We start from the raw sequence: 13,685 nt of genomic DNA, 5'->3' as shown, positions 1-13,685 counted from the left end.
ACGTCGGCACGCATCCGTGTCAACAACACTGCGGCCCTACCGGGCGCGCCAGCGGACCGCCGCCGAATGGCCGAGCTCCTCGAGGCGTGTACATCGCCGGCCGGGACCAGCATCGGGTGGATGCCCTCTTCGCTCGGGTGGCCGCAGCCCGGATCACTACCGCCGTCCCCCGTGCATGCCCGATGGGGCAGTGGGCCGCGGTCAACCAGGGGCGTCGACTGCCTGAACGGCAGCCAACGCCGGCAGGTGAGCGATCTCCTGACGAGCAGTCGCCCCGAGCAGTACGCGGCCCCGCCATGGCGTATCCAAGCAGGCGTGTTCAGCGTCAGCGGGTGGTGAGCACCATCCGGAAGCGGGCGGCGCCGGACATCATCTTTTGGTACGCCTGATCGGCCTGGTCCAGCGGCACGGTCTCGATCATGGGGCGGATGCCGTGCAGGACGCTGAACGCCATGGTGTCCTGCACATCCTGCGCGGTGCCGGACGGGTGACCACGGATGATCTTGCCGCTCATGAGCAGTTGGTTCGGGCTGATTCCCAGCGGCCCGGCGTCCGCGCCGATGACCACCAGCTCGCCGCGGGGGCGAAGCCCTTCCACGGTCGCCGTGATGGCGTCGGAATTTGCGGCGGTGGCCAGAACTGCCCTGGCGCCGCCGAGGGACTGCAGAGCGTCTGCGACGGCGGTCCCCGCCGTGCTGTCGATGTAGTGGTGCGCACCGAGCTGGTGGGCGAAGTCGGCCTTGTCGGATCCGCGGGCGATGGCCACTGTCTCGAAGCCCATCGCGACCGCATACTTCACCCCCAGGTGCCCCAAGCCCCCGATGCCGAGTACGGCGACCAGATCGCCCGGCCGTGCGGAGCTGCGTCGCAGCCCGTTGTACGCGGTCACCCCCGCGCAGGCCAAGGGCGCCGCATCGGTCGCCGCCAGTGCGTCGGGGATCCGGGCCAGGGCGTCGGCCGGTGCGATCACCGTCTCGGCGAAACCGCCGTCGTATGCCCATCCGGGAACCTTCAGGTTCTCGCACACGATGAAGTCGCCCTGTCTGCAGGGCGTGCAGTGGCCGCAGCTGCCGCCGAACCAGCCCACCGCCACCCGGTCGCCCACCTGCCAGCCGCTGTATGTTCCCTCGCCGACCTCCTCGATGCGACCGGCGATCTCATGCCCGGGGACCAGCGGAAACCGGATGCCCGGCACCAGGGCGTTCACGAAAATGACGTCGCTGTGGCAGACCCCGCAGGCCTCCACGGCAATCCGTACGTGGCCCGGGCCCGGCTGCGGCACCTGCCGCTCGACAATCTCCAACGGACCGCCCGAGGCGGCGACCTGCGCAACTCGATAGGTACTCATCTGGATCTCTCCGGGGTAGGCGTACAACGGCGCCCCATAACCAGCAGACCAGCTCCGGCCCCACCGCGCGCGCCGAAAGGAGCGGGCGAACCCCCGGCGTCAGACCAGGCACGGGAGACAAGGGTCCTCCAGCACCGCCAACACACCGACGACAGTGACGGCCGTGACGGCTGTGACGGCTGTGCTGACGGCAACACAGGCAGACGACGGCAGCAGTCAGCACCTGGCCGGGGGTGAGGCGGCCGGTCGGCGGCCACAACGGACCGCTGCTCGTCGTCGACACCAAGGGGGCCGGGAGCGCCGAGGGCCCGGCCCGGCGGACCGCCGAGGGTGCGCGGCTCGTCACTCGTTCACCGGAGGCCACCGACGCTCCACCGGCCGAACTCGTCCGCAGCTGACCGCACCGGGTCCCGGCCGCAGCTGACCGCGCCGGGTCCCAGCCGCATCAGCCGGCCGGGACCCGGCGCGCCGCCGGTCCCGGGAACAGCAAAGCGCCGAGGGGTGCACGGGCCGGCGGACGGGGCGCAGGCTGCCCCATGGTCGGCATGCACAGGTCAAGGGCTTGATTCCCCTGGGCGGCTCGAGGAAAGCCCGGGTCAGTCTCTGCCGACCCGGGCTTTCGCTTCACTCCTGCCAGCGGCGGATCAGCAGCACCGCGTTGTGGCCGCCGAAGCCGAACGAGTTGCTCATCGCCACCTCCACGTCCCGGCGCTGCGGGACGTGCGCGACATAGTTCATCTCCTTGTCCAGCGGGTTCTCGCAATTGATCGTGGGCGGCACCATTCCGGTGCCGAGGACGTGGACGGAGGCGATGAGTTCCACCGCCCCGGCTGCCCCGATCATGTGTCCCGTCATGGATTTGGTGGAGCTGACGGGAATCGTGGTGGCGTGCGGCCCGAGGACGTCGCGGATCGCCGCCGTCTCCACTTCGTCGTTGAGCGGAGTGCTTGTGCCGTGCGCGTTGACATAGCCGATCTCCTCCGGCTCGATGCCCGCGTCGTCGATCGCCGCGCGCATCGCCTGCTTCATTCCCTCGCCCCCCTTCCGCGGTGCCGTCCAGTGGTACGCGTCCGAGCTCGCGCCGTAGCCGATGAGTTCGGCGAGGATCGGGGCGCCGCGCCGTACCGCTGCCTCGGCCTCCTCGAGGACGACGATGCCCGCGCCCGCGCTCATCACGAATCCGTCCCGGTCCGTGTCGAACGGCCGTGACGCCTTCTGCGGTTCGTCGACACGTACGGACAGCGCCTTCGCGTTTCCGCTGCCCGCGATGTCGACCCGGGTGATGCAGTCCTCGGCGCCGCCCGTGATGGCCGCGTCGGCGAGGCCGTATCTGATCCATTGGGCGGCCTCGCCGATGGCGTCGGTGCCGGAGGCGCAGGCCGTGCTGAGAGCGCGGGAAGGGCCGCGGGCGCCGGTGAGCATGCTGATTTCGCCTGCCGCGCTGTCCATCGCTCCGGTCACCTGGGAATACGGGGTGATGAAGCGCGGCCCTTTGTCCCGCAGGGTGAGCACCATGCTGTGATTCGTCTGCACGGGACCGTAGCCGCTTCCGACCAGGACGCCCGTACGGTCCGCGGTCCCGCTGTCCAGCCGCAGTCCGGACGATTCCAGCGCCTGCACGGCGGCGCCGACCGCGTACTGCGCGTACGAGTCCATCCTTCTGCTGACCCGGTGCGGCACATAGGCGCTGGGGTCGAATCCCCGGACTTCGCCCGCGATGGAGGTGGGCAGGTCGGAGGCGTCGAAACCCGTGATGGTACGGATGCCGCTGCGTCCTTCGAGAAGCGCCGCCCAGGTCTCCTCTGCGGTGAGGGCGAGCGGGGTGACCGCGCCACAGCCCGTTATGACGACGCGGCGGCGCGCCTTCCTCAGCTCTTCAGGGAGCATCGTCTTTCCTCTCCATCGCGGTCGTTTGCATGGTGGTCTCCGGCGTTGCCGTCAATGCGGAACGGGGGTGTCCGACACCTCGCTGATGCCGGGCGGGACGTCGTCGAGGCCCACCGGTACGTGCACGACGGCAACCCTCCCGGCCGTGCACTCCTTCAGCGCCGTGGAAAGGGCGGATGCCAACTCCCCTTTTCCGGAGACCACGTGCTGGTACACGCCGGGCAGGTGGCCCGGCTCCGGAATCCCCGGTTCGTCACGGACGAAGGAGAACCGCTGCGCGGCGTCCCCGAGCTGGTCGAGCTGCGACTGGAGCCAGCCGTAACCGCCGTTGTGCAGGACGACGTAGAGCACCGCGGCGCCCGCGTCCGCCAAAGTGGCGAGATCGCTGCGGAACAGGCCGAATGCCCCGTCACCGACGAAGGCGGCCACCGTCCGTGCCGGGTCGGCGAGTTTCACGCCCGCGGCAGCCGCCGCGCCGAAGCCCAGGCTCGTCTGCTCCGAGGGCACGACCGAACCGCCGAGCGCGCCGGTGCTGTAGTACGGGAAGAGATAGGACCACATGTCCTGGAGCCCGTTCTCCTGCACCAGCACGTGGTCGGCCGGCAGCACCGCCGTAAGGGCGGCGAGCACCTCCGCGACATGCAGCCGGTCCGAAGCGGCCATGCGCCGCAGCTCGCGGTCCGCCGCCTCGGTCATCTCCCGCCGCGCCTGCGTCACCGCGCCACGCCAGGCGTCATCCCCTCCGGCCCCGGGAAGCAGCCCGGACCAGGCGGCGAGCGTGCCCGCGGCGTCGCCGATCACCCGCGGACCGGCGAACTCGGCGGAGACGTCGGCGGGGTCCGTGTTGACCTGGACGACCGGTGTGTCCGGCGGCAGGGACTCCCAGCCGTAGGTGGCGGTCTCCTCCAGCCTGCTGCCGACGGTGATCACCAGGTCGGTGTCGCGCCAGAGTCCGGCGGTCTCCGGGCGCCGGTAGAGGCCGGAGAGGCCGCAGAACAGCCGGTGGTCCTCGGCCACGGCACCGCGGCCGGAGGCGGTACTGAAAACGGCGGCGCCGATCTGCTCGGCAAAGCGCTCCACCAGCCGGTCCGCGTTACCGTGCCGCATGCCGCCGCCCGCCAGCAGGATGGGGCGGCGGCTCCGCCGGATCGCCTCGAGCGCGTCGCCGCCCGCGTGCGCGGGGTCCACATGACGGAGCGTCTGGGGGAGCCGGGCCCAGGGGCGTCGCCGTACGATCTCGGTCTCGAGGAGGTCGTCGGGGAGTTCGAGATAGACCGGGCCGGGGGCCGGGCCCGTCGCGATGGCCAGCGCCTTCTCCAACGCCGGCGCCAGCCGCTCCGGGTGGTCCACCCGGTAGGCCCACCGCACCAGCGAACCGACCAGTGCCATCTGATCGGCCTCCTGGAATGCCGCGGCACCCCGGCGTGCGGCCGGTGTGCCGGCGGCGAGCAGCAGCACGGGGGCCGCCGAGTACCGCGCCTCCAGGAGGCCGGTGACGGCGTTGGCGGCGGCGGGCCCCTTGCCGACCACGCAGACCGCGGGCCGTCCGGAGGCGAGAGCGTGACCGGTCGCCATGAAGAGCGCGTTGCGCTGGTCCCGGCAGAGCACCATGTTCACGCCGGAGCCGGAACCGGAACCCGAACCCGAACCGGAGCCGGAAGCGTCCAGCGCCCGCAGCAGTTGGACGTCGTCTGCGGGAAGGCCGAATACGGTGTCGATTCCGGACGCGGAGAGAAAGTCGACGACCGCGTGCCACGACCCCGGATAACTCTGCTGCCTGGGCCCGTTCATGGGATCCTTTCGTACGGTGTTCAAGCGGCCCGGGAGGGCCGGATGCGGTGATGAGGTCCTGCCTTCAGCGGCTTCGGAGAAGTGGCCGCCGCAGGCGGCCCGGCTTCGTCAACGGGACTCCTCCGATGCGCGCAGGGCGAGTACGGACGGGAAGTGCTCTGCCACCACATGGGAGAGCAGCAGCGGTTCGGCGATCCGCGTTTTCCCGTAGGCGAGGTAGTTCGCGATGACGCCGCGGCCGCCGAAGGGCCGGTTTCCGTCCTCGTCGTCCAGCAGGGTCCGGTTCACGCAGGTGTGGTGCCGCTGGGCGAGAAGTTCGACGGTTTCCGGGGCGTCGCCGTAGACCATGGCGCCCATGGCGCGCTCGTTGAAGAACGGGGAGGACAGGCGGCGGTGCAGCTGTTCGGTGTCGTCGTACGGGATCACGTTGAAAATGGGTGCGAACATCTCAGGCAGCGAGCCCTTGTCGCTGAACGGACGCACGAGCACGGTGGGTGCGATACGCCGCCGCCGGAAGTCCACCTCGCCGCCGTGCACGATCCATTTGGCGTGACGCCGCAGATGGTCGGCCGCCATCTCCATCGCGCCCTCGTAGTGGACCGGCCCGTACTCGGCCGCCGGGTCGGTGTGTTCGCCGAATCGCAGGGCGTCGAGCAGGCCGGTGAGGCTGTTGAGGAACCCGTCCAGCTCATCGGCGTGTACGAAGAAGACATCCGGCCCGTAGCAGTCCTGCCCGGAGTTGTACATCCGGATGGAGACCGCGCCCTCCGCGGCCTGCAGTGGATCGGCGCCCGGCGCGACGATGTACGGGTTGATGCCCTGTCCGAAGAACACCAGCAACTGGTCGCGCCGCAGCCCCTCCCGTACCTTTTCGCCGTTCTTGTAGGTGCCGGTGAAGACCAGGACGTCCGCGTCACTCGCGGGCCCTTCGACGAATGCGCGCTGGCCGAGGGCGGACAGCGTGACCGGAAGGCCGTGCACCGGTGCCAGATGTTCGTGAAGACGCCTGGTCTGGTCCGCGACCTGGCTCGACGGACGGAAGACGACGTCCTCGGAGTAGAGCGCGGGTATCAGCACGAACAGCGCGTAGGAATAGAGCAGGACGTTGGACGGCATGAAGACGGCGGTTCTGCCGACCCGGCCGGGCCGGTAGGTCTCGATCTCCCGCGCGGCTCCTTCGAGGGTGGCGAGAAAGGAGGCGACATCGGATTCCGCGGCCCGGTGGTTGGAGATCTCGGTGAGAATGCTGAGCAGCGGCGCCGGGTCCTTGGCGACATGTCTGCGTACGGCCTCCAGTGCGTCGAGCCGCCCGGGTATGGGCGTCGTGCGGGAACTGGCGGTGAGATTCATCGGAGTTGCCCCTGCGATCGTGCGGATGAGAATTCCGGCCGGTGCTCCCGGCCCTCCATGTGCTGCCGGTCCTCGAGGTCCTCCATGTCGTCACGGTCCTCGATGTCGTCGCGGTCGTCGAGACCGTCGCGGTCGTCGAGGTCGTCGCGGTCCTCGAGACCGTCGCGGTCCTGCCGGCCGTCCGGGCTCTGCCCGCCTGCCCGGTCCTGCTGCGCCACGCCGCCCGGTGCGGGGGAATCCGCCGGTGCGGAGTGCTGTCCGGCGGCTTTGCCGACTGCCCTTTCGGCCAGCTGTCTCAGGCGGTGGGTGTCGGTCTTCCCGTTGCGGTTAAGGGGGAGTTCGGGAATGACCACGACGACGTTCGGCTGCCCGTGGGACGGCAGGTGCGGTGCCATCGCCCGCCGCCAGTGCCGGGCGTCTTCGCCGGCCTCGTCCTCGACGACGAACACGAGCCGACAGCCGAGACGTTCGTCGTCCACGGGCACGACGCGCACCGGGCGCCCGCACGCCTCGGCGGCTGCGGCGAGTGCTTCGGGGTAGAGGGTGTGGCCGAGCCGGTGCACGGCGCGCTTGCGCCCGATCACATGGACATTGCCCTCCGCGTCGCGGTAGCCCAGGTCACCGGTGCGGTACCGGTCGTCGCCGCGGGGCACCAGGGCACCCTCGGCACTGAGGTAGCCGCTCATCAGGCCGGGCGTGCGCACGGAGATCTCACCGGCCGCGCCGGGCTCCGCCTCCGTGCCGTCCTCGGTGTGTATCCGCAGGTCGACGCCGTCCAGTGGCTTTCCGCAGCCGACCGGGTCGGCCTGGGTGGCGAGCGCGATGTTGCCCGCCTCGGAACTTCCGTAGCCGTCGAGCAGCGGCCGGCCCATGCGCTCCCGGAACTCCCGCGCCAGCCGCTCCCCGAGCGGGGCGCCGCCCACGCAGAACATCCGCACCTTCTCCAGCCCCGCACCGAGCGCGGGCCTGCGCGCCATCAGCTTGAGCAGGCTGTGGTATGTGGAGGGGGCCGCGTCGACGACCGTGACCCCGGCGTCCACGGCGAATTGCACGGCGTGGTCGAGGCGGCTGTGCGGCGGAATCACCAGCGAGCAGCCGGTCATCCACCACAACAGCACGAGGGAGAGCCCGTATTGGTGGGAGAACGGCAGCAGCGGCAGTAGTACGTCGTCCGCCCGGTATTCCATTCGGCGGGCGGTGCTTTCGATATTGCGCAGCACCGAATTCCCGGGACGCACAATCCCCTTGGGCTCGCCCGTCGTGCCCGAGGACCAACAGACGACCGCGTCACGGCGACTGCGCCAGTCCTCCAGCCGTAATCCGCCCGCGCCTTCGTCCGCCGGCGCCCCCTCACTCAGATAGGCGCCGCACAGTTCCTCAACACACAGCGGTACAGGGCCGGTCGAAGACAGGGAACGGAGAGGGTCGCCGGCATCGTGCAGCATCCAGCCCGCCCGGGTGCGGTCCTCGATAGCGGCTTGCTGCGGCGCGGTCCGCCGGCTGTCCACCAGGACGATGGAGGTATCCAGGTGCATCAGCGCCAGCAGTGCCACGACGTGCGGGACCGAATTCTCCGTGCTGAGCAGTACGCGGTCGCCCGGTCGCACGCCGCATGAGCGCAGCGCCCCCGCCGTACGCAGGGCCGCCGTCGAAACCCGGGAGAGCGGGTGGCGGCCTTCTCCCGTGATGATGTCACCGGTCACCGGTGCCTCCGTGACCTTGTGATCCTTCGTTCCCTGTACATATGGCACGGGTCATCTGTGTGCCTTTCTGCGTTCGGTGCGGTGGTGCGCTGGATTCCGGCGCCGGTGCGCGGGACCGGACTCCGATCGATTTGTGCGTGCGAAGACCGACGTCTGTGGGGCGGTGTGCGGCGCGTTACAATCAGTCGACAGCGGTCAGCTCGCCTCGATCGCTGCGTGGACCAGGAGAGGGGTGACCGGGATGGCCAGCCCGGGGCAGCACTACTTTTCGGCGGATCCCGGGGTGACGTCGGAGCGCGGCCTGGTAAAGGTCAAGCTGCCCGATATCGAACTGGACCTCGTCACCGACCGCGGCGTCTTCTCCCACTCCAAGCTCGACGCCGGGACGAAAGTGCTGCTGGATCACGCCCCGCCGCCCAAGGTGCGCGGTGACATTCTGGACATCGGCTGTGGTTACGGCCCCATCGCGCTGACCTTCGCGTCCCGCCGTAAGCGGCTGCCCGTCTGGGCCGTGGATGTGAACGAGCGGGCACTCGGCCTGGTCCGGGAGAACGCGGAAACCGCGAAGCTCGGCAATGTGCGGGCGTGCCTCCCGAATGAGGTGCCGGAGGACGTGCGGTTCGGCGCCATCTATTCCAATCCGCCGATCCGGGTCGGCAAGGCGGAACTGCACTCCATGCTCAAGCACTGGCTCCCCAGGCTGCTGCCCGGCGCCGCCGCCTATCTCGTCGTGCAGAAACACCTCGGCTCGGACTCGTTGGCGAAGTGGCTGACCGCGCAGGGTTTTCCGACGACCCGGCTGGCCTCCGAGCGCGGATACCGCGTACTTGAAGTGCACCATCACCAAACCTCTCCTAGCGGATAAGTGAATGCAGCAGCTCAGAGGTACAGATCTCAAGCGTTTGCACAGGTCCTGGCGACGGCGGAGCTCGTCCCGGGTGGCCCTGCTCCTCGAGTCTGTGCAATCCCCTTTCAACGTCGGTGCGATCGTGCGCACCGCCGCCGCACTGGGCGTCGGACAGCTCTATCTCGTCGGCGCCTCCGCCTCACCCCGCAATGCCAAGGCGCAGAAGACGGCCATGGGGACCGACCGGTATCTGGATGTGCAGACGTTCGGCGAACTCGACGAGGCGGTGGCGAAGGCGCGGGCCGACGGGTACCGGCTGGTCGGACTCGAAATCGCCAGCGAGGCCGTTCCGACGCACGAGACCGACTTCTCGGGCAGCGTCTGCATCGCCGTCGGAAACGAGGACCGCGGGCTGTCGGTCGAATGCCTGGCGGCCTGTGACGCGGTGACCTACATTCCGCAGCTCGGCCGGGTCGGCTCGCTCAATGTGGCCACGGCCGTCGCCGTCTGCTGCTACGAGGTGCGCCGCCAGGAGTGGACTGCCGGGCCCGAGACGGACTGACAGCACACCGGGGCCACCGGCTTCGCATGTCATGCCCACGCCTCCAGGGAATTGTGGAACACCCGGGGGTGCACGACCCGCATGGGCAGCGGGCTTCCCGGGGACTCCTCGAAGCGCCCGGCCGGTACGCTGCCGTCCGCGAACAGCACCATGTTCTGGGCATACCAGGGTTCGACGTCCTCGTTGTCCCAGACCTGGCTGCGGATGACGTCGTGAAGCCGGTATCCCCGCCTGGTGAATTTCTCCGCCCAGTAGTCCAGCCACTGCTCGTTCACATGCCCCACACCGCCCTGCCCGGGGACGGCGGCGGAGAAGAGGATCGTGGGGGCTGCGGCCGTCAGATAGGAGACGAGCTGCTCGGAGCTGCTGTCCGGAAGGTGCTCGGCGACCTCCAGGCAGACCGCGAGATCATGTGACGCGGGGGGCTGCCCCAGGTCGCTGATGTCCAGCGCGGTGAACCGCTCCCGCGGAATGTGCAGACGCTCCACGTCGACCCATGGGCCGTCGAACCCGGAGATACGCCCGGTCCCGTGCCGGGCGAACTCCGCCAGCCACGCCCCGGTGCCGCAGCCGAGGTCCAGCACCGATTCCGGGGCGGCGATCTTGGAGACCATCGGCACGATCACCCGGGCCGAGCTGAGAATTCCCTCCTCGATGTCCGAGTAGAAATCACCGCTGTAGATTTCTTCGTCCTGTGCAAGGCCGGCGGTGTCGGCGGTTTCTTCACTCATTGACCTCATACCTTCCGAGCGGGATCATGCGGAACCATGGTCGGCACCGGGTCCGGTGTCCGTCGAAGGACTACGGCGGGAGTGCCCGCCACGACGGATCCCGGCAGTACGTCCTTGAGCACGGTGGCCCCCGCCCCGGCCACGCTCCACGCGCCCAGCCGGACGCCGGGCAGGACCGCGCAGTTCAGCCCGAGCGTCACGCCGTCCTCCAGCACCGCCCTGCCGCCGAGCCTGGCGCCAGGGGCGAGGGTGCAGTAGGCGCCGAGTACGTCGTCGTGGCTGACCGAGGCGCCGACGTTGATGTGGGTGTGCCGGCCCAGGACGCAGTCCGTGGTCAGCGTGGCGTTGGCGGCCACGTAGCAGCCGGGGCCGAGGACCGCCCGCGGCCCCACCGAGGCCGCCGGGTGCACCACGGTCGCGGGCGTACGCGAGGACCGGCGGGCCATCCGGTCCAGCCGTTCCCGGACCGCGCCGTCCCCGATGCCGATGACGTACCAGGCGTCCAGCATGCCGACCAGCGACGTCGGGCCGAGGAACGGCGCTCTGACCTCCGGTCCCGGCTCGGTGGGGCGGTCGCCGTCGTCCAGGACGCCGAGCAGGTCCCAGGTCGGCCGCACGGCGTTGACCGCGTGGATGGCGTCGATGAGCTCACGGGCGTGCCCTCCGGCACCGAGCAGCACGAGCCGTTCCGGCCTGCTTGCCGTGGTCATACCTGTACCCCCTTCCCGGCCGGGCGGGCCGCCGCGGCCGCGGAGAGCGTCTCGCGGGCCACGCCCACCACGAGTGCGACCGACGTGTCCGGGATGACGCCGCTGACCGGTACGCCGACCATCCGCCCCGCGGTGGCGGCAGCGACCGGCAGCGGCTGTGCGGCGAAGCGGGCGTACGGGGCCGACAGATGCAGCGGCCGGTGATAGGTGCCGGACTCGATCCGGTGGTCGGCCAGCCGGCGGGTGAGCCGTTCCGCCAGGGAAGCGGAGGCTGCCATCAGCGGCACCTCCGCCCACGCCGGTGCCGACGCACCGGAACGGGGCCCGACGAGCTGGAGCCCGGGCACGTCCGCGAGTAGCTCCCCGTACAGCGCGACCGACCGCCGCCGCGCGCTCACCTCGGCGTCCAGCAGCGGAAGCCCGGCCAGCACCTGCGCGGCGTCGGACTCCGGCAGACAGCCGGGGGAGTCCGGGTCCTGGTGCGCGCCGTCCGCCCCGCGGCGTACGAGGCGCCGTAGCGCGGCGGCCCACTCGGGGTCCCGGAGGCCGATCACGCCGCCCGCCCCGCAGCCCAGCGGCGTGCCGGGGCCGAAGCCGAACACCTCCGCGTCGCCGACGGAGCCCGTCCGCACGCCACCGGTCGCCGACCCCAGCGCCGTCCTCGCATCTCCGATCAGGAACGCCCCGTGTGCATCGGCGAGTTCGCGCAGCTCGCTCATGTCGCAGGGAATGCCGTGGACGTGGACCGGCAGCAGGGCCAGCGTCCCCCGGGTCGTCACCGGCTCGGCGGTCGATGCGGTGACGGTCAGCGTCCCCGCGTCGACATCGCAGAACACGGGGGTGAGACCGGAGCGCACCACCGCCTCGGCCGTACTGGGCGGGGCGTAGCTGGGGATCACCACCTCGGTCCTGTCCGGGCAGCGGTCGCGCAGGACGCGCAGTACCAGGCCGAGCCCGGTGTCGCCGTCCGGTACGGCCACCGTCTCGGGGACGCCGAGATAGCGGGCGAGGGCGGATTCGAGCTCCGTCGTACGCGGGAGAGGACGCCGAGCGGCCCCGTGGCCGCCGTGGGCGGTGCCGGGATCCGCCGCGATGGCCTTCGGCGGCGGGGAGAGGCGCAGAACTCCGTCGAAGCTGTCCCCGTAGTAGACGGCCTGGGCGGACGCCGTGCCGACGAACCGCGCGCCGGCCCGGTGCATCGCCAGCCACTTGCCGTGGTCGGCGGCCCGCTTCCCGTCGGTGGGATAGGGCGGCTGCTTCCACTTCGCGCGGTAGGCGACGCTCGGTGTGTAGAGCACGTTCTCGGTGAGAAAGGAGTCGAGCGTGCCGGGGGCATCCCACGGGTGGTAATAGTCGGAATCCGTGCCGGAGTTGACGTCGTGGAGCCGCACCAGGCCGTAGGCGAGGTCGGCACCGGTCTCGGTCAGCATGCGGACACAGTCCGCCAGATGGTTCGGAAGAAAGGCGTCGTCGTCGTCCAGCAGGGCGATGATCTCGCCTTCCGCCAGGTCCTCGGCGCGGTTCCGCGCGGCGGCGCCCGCGATGAACCAGCGCCCGGTGGGACCGAGCCCCGAATAGTCCGGCCTGGGGATCTCCGCGTATCTGATCCGGCTGTCCCCGGTTCCGCAGGCCGCGGCGCGTACGGCGTGGTTGTCCAGGCCGTCGCTGACGACGATCAGCTCCCAGTTCCGGTACGTCTGCTCCAGCACCGAGGGGATCGACCGGTGCGTCATCAGATAGGGCCGGTTGTAACAGGGCATGAGGATGCTGACCAAGGGTTCCGACGCGGTCATACGGGATTCCTCCTTCCCTTCTGGTCGGGCACGGCTTCCTCCCCGGCCTCGTCCGGGGTGGCCTCGGCGCCCGGCGAGATTCTCCGGGCGATGTCCACGAGGCGGGTGAGGTCCTGAATGATGGACGGCAGCTGGTCCAGGCTCTCGGTGTAGGTGCGGACGTAGGAGATGACCGCGAAGATGGTTCCGGCCTGTGCCTCGGGCGAGTTGGTCGCCTGGAAGAACACCAGAACGCACAGCGCGATAACGAAGATCTCCAGCACTCCCCAGTTCTTCGCCTCGGCGTCGGAGAGCTTCACCTCCCACTTCCGCAGCAGGCTGTAGTGCCGGCGAACCGTGGGCTCGGGCTGGGAGGTGAGGATGTGCACCTCCCGCTCCTGCTGGTCGTTCAACTCCTTGTTGAGCCGGTAGGCGCGATGTGAGTACCACCAGTTGACCGCCACGATCGGCACGATCAGCAGAACGCAGTAGAACGCGCTGCGCACGCTGTAGGTGAACAGCATGAACAGCGAGCCCACGATGGCGAGAACCCCCGAGACCATGGCGGGAACATGGGTCTCGGCGAATACCACGAACTCCCGGGACAGCGTCGACCTGGCCACCACGACCGAGTCCGGAAGATTCCGCTTCCGCTGCTCCATGACCACGTCACCGGCGAGCTGCGCGTACATGCCGGTGAAGACGCGGGTGTCGTAGAGATGCCGCACCATCCCTGTCACCGCGTGGAGGGCCCAGATCGACACGAACGGAATGATGCTCGCCTTATCGCCCTTCAGCAGACCGTTGATGGCCACGCCGATGGCGAACGGGTAGAGCAGATTGCAGAGTTCCTCCAGTACGACCAGTGCATACGTCAGACACACCTTGCGGCGGTACTGGCGATAAATGCGGCGCAGTATGCTTGGCTCCGGAACCTCGGGTTCCGTGACGCTCACCGTCTACGTTCCTTTCTGAGCCGCCGGA

12 protein-coding genes are annotated in these 13,685 nt (G+C 69.8%); 3 read left to right on the top strand and 9 right to left on the bottom strand.

All coding sequences use genetic code 11. From position 1 onward, the window contains the following. Positions 1-325 precede the first annotated feature (325 nt). Entirely contained in the window at positions 326-1,348 is a 1,023-nt protein-coding gene (locus tag OG883_RS32995) for an alcohol dehydrogenase (RefSeq protein WP_266548628.1), read from the bottom strand. A 233-nt stretch (positions 1,349-1,581) separates the two neighbouring features. Here OG883_RS32995 and OG883_RS32990 point away from each other — a divergent pair, with 233 nt between their 5' ends. Further along, positions 1,582-1,746, top strand: a complete 165-nt coding sequence (locus tag OG883_RS32990) for a hypothetical protein (RefSeq protein WP_266548625.1) — start codon at positions 1,582-1,584, stop codon at positions 1,744-1,746. Positions 1,747-1,972: 226 nt separating this feature from the next. On the opposite strand, the gene fabF is transcribed toward OG883_RS32990, so the two are convergent. The 4 genes from fabF to OG883_RS32970 all read right to left on the bottom strand — a co-directional run bounded on the left by fabF (position 1,973) and on the right by OG883_RS32970 (position 8,079). Continuing rightward, complete coding sequence (gene fabF, locus OG883_RS32985) at positions 1,973-3,235, bottom strand: beta-ketoacyl-ACP synthase II (RefSeq protein WP_266548623.1); 1,263 nt, start codon at positions 3,233-3,235, stop codon at positions 1,973-1,975. 51 nt (positions 3,236-3,286) lie between these two features. Further along, positions 3,287-5,026: a thiamine pyrophosphate-binding protein gene (locus OG883_RS32980; RefSeq protein WP_266548620.1), complete on the bottom strand. Its 1,740-nt coding sequence runs from the start codon at positions 5,024-5,026 to the stop codon at positions 3,287-3,289. Positions 5,027-5,134: 108 nt separating this feature from the next. Then, a complete protein-coding gene (locus OG883_RS32975; RefSeq protein ID WP_266548617.1) occupies positions 5,135-6,376 on the bottom strand; it encodes an aldehyde dehydrogenase family protein in 1,242 nt (413 codons plus the stop codon). Next, positions 6,373-8,079 (bottom strand): class I adenylate-forming enzyme family protein, encoded by a 1,707-nt coding sequence (locus OG883_RS32970; protein ID WP_266548614.1) that lies wholly within the window; start codon positions 8,077-8,079, stop codon positions 6,373-6,375. Before OG883_RS32970 ends, OG883_RS32975 begins: the two co-directional genes overlap by 4 nt. 133 nt (positions 8,080-8,212) lie before the next feature. Here OG883_RS32970 and OG883_RS32965 point away from each other — a divergent pair, with 133 nt between their 5' ends. Together OG883_RS32965 and OG883_RS32960 are read left to right on the top strand one after the other, a co-directional pair. Continuing rightward, complete coding sequence (locus tag OG883_RS32965) at positions 8,213-8,944, top strand: class I SAM-dependent methyltransferase (protein ID WP_266548612.1); 732 nt, start codon at positions 8,213-8,215, stop codon at positions 8,942-8,944. 4 nt (positions 8,945-8,948) lie between these two features. Next, positions 8,949-9,488 (top strand): TrmH family RNA methyltransferase, encoded by a 540-nt coding sequence (locus OG883_RS32960; RefSeq protein WP_266548610.1) that lies wholly within the window; start codon positions 8,949-8,951, stop codon positions 9,486-9,488. A 29-nt stretch (positions 9,489-9,517) separates the two neighbouring features. Here the strand turns inward: OG883_RS32960 and OG883_RS32955 are convergent, their stop codons facing one another. From OG883_RS32955 to OG883_RS32940, 4 genes are read right to left on the bottom strand one after another with little or no spacing between them, the layout of a single operon-like run. Next, complete coding sequence (locus tag OG883_RS32955; RefSeq protein WP_266548607.1) at positions 9,518-10,219, bottom strand: bifunctional 2-polyprenyl-6-hydroxyphenol methylase/3-demethylubiquinol 3-O-methyltransferase UbiG; 702 nt, start codon at positions 10,217-10,219, stop codon at positions 9,518-9,520. A 5-nt stretch (positions 10,220-10,224) separates the two neighbouring features. Then, positions 10,225-10,929, bottom strand: a complete 705-nt coding sequence (locus tag OG883_RS32950) for an acetyltransferase (RefSeq protein ID WP_266548604.1) — start codon at positions 10,927-10,929, stop codon at positions 10,225-10,227. After that, positions 10,926-12,722, bottom strand: a complete 1,797-nt coding sequence (locus OG883_RS32945; RefSeq protein WP_266548602.1) for a DegT/DnrJ/EryC1/StrS family aminotransferase — start codon at positions 12,720-12,722, stop codon at positions 10,926-10,928. Before OG883_RS32945 ends, OG883_RS32950 begins: the two co-directional genes overlap by 4 nt. Next, positions 12,719-13,657 carry an ABC transporter six-transmembrane domain-containing protein gene (locus OG883_RS32940; protein WP_266548599.1) on the bottom strand — a complete coding sequence of 313 codons (939 nt, stop codon included), beginning with the start codon at positions 13,655-13,657 and terminating at the stop codon, positions 12,719-12,721. Before OG883_RS32940 ends, OG883_RS32945 begins: the two co-directional genes overlap by 4 nt. Positions 13,658-13,685 lie beyond the last annotated feature (28 nt).

The sequence above is a fragment of the Streptomyces sp. NBC_01142 genome, from assembly GCF_026341125.1.
Classification (GTDB): Bacteria; Actinomycetota; Actinomycetes; order Streptomycetales; family Streptomycetaceae; genus Streptomyces.
The sequence above is the reverse complement of the archived record's forward strand: the minus strand, read 5'-3'. Positions and strand labels throughout refer to the sequence as shown.

Coding starts and splice junctions, on each gene's coding strand:
- OG883_RS32945 (WP_266548602.1), bottom strand. CDS start 12,722: ATGACCGCGTCGGAACCCTTGGTCAGCATCCTCATGCCCTGTTACAAC.
- OG883_RS32995 (WP_266548628.1), bottom strand. CDS start 1,348: ATGAGTACCTATCGAGTTGCGCAGGTCGCCGCCTCGGGCGGTCCGTTG.
- OG883_RS32950 (WP_266548604.1), bottom strand. CDS start 10,929: ATGACCACGGCAAGCAGGCCGGAACGGCTCGTGCTGCTCGGTGCCGGA.
- OG883_RS32975 (WP_266548617.1), bottom strand. CDS start 6,376: ATGAATCTCACCGCCAGTTCCCGCACGACGCCCATACCCGGGCGGCTC.
- OG883_RS32960 (WP_266548610.1), top strand. CDS start 8,949: ATGCAGCAGCTCAGAGGTACAGATCTCAAGCGTTTGCACAGGTCCTGG.
- OG883_RS32980 (WP_266548620.1), bottom strand. CDS start 5,026: ATGAACGGGCCCAGGCAGCAGAGTTATCCGGGGTCGTGGCACGCGGTC.
- OG883_RS32955 (WP_266548607.1), bottom strand. CDS start 10,219: ATGAGTGAAGAAACCGCCGACACCGCCGGCCTTGCACAGGACGAAGAA.
- fabF (WP_266548623.1), bottom strand. CDS start 3,235: ATGCTCCCTGAAGAGCTGAGGAAGGCGCGCCGCCGCGTCGTCATAACG.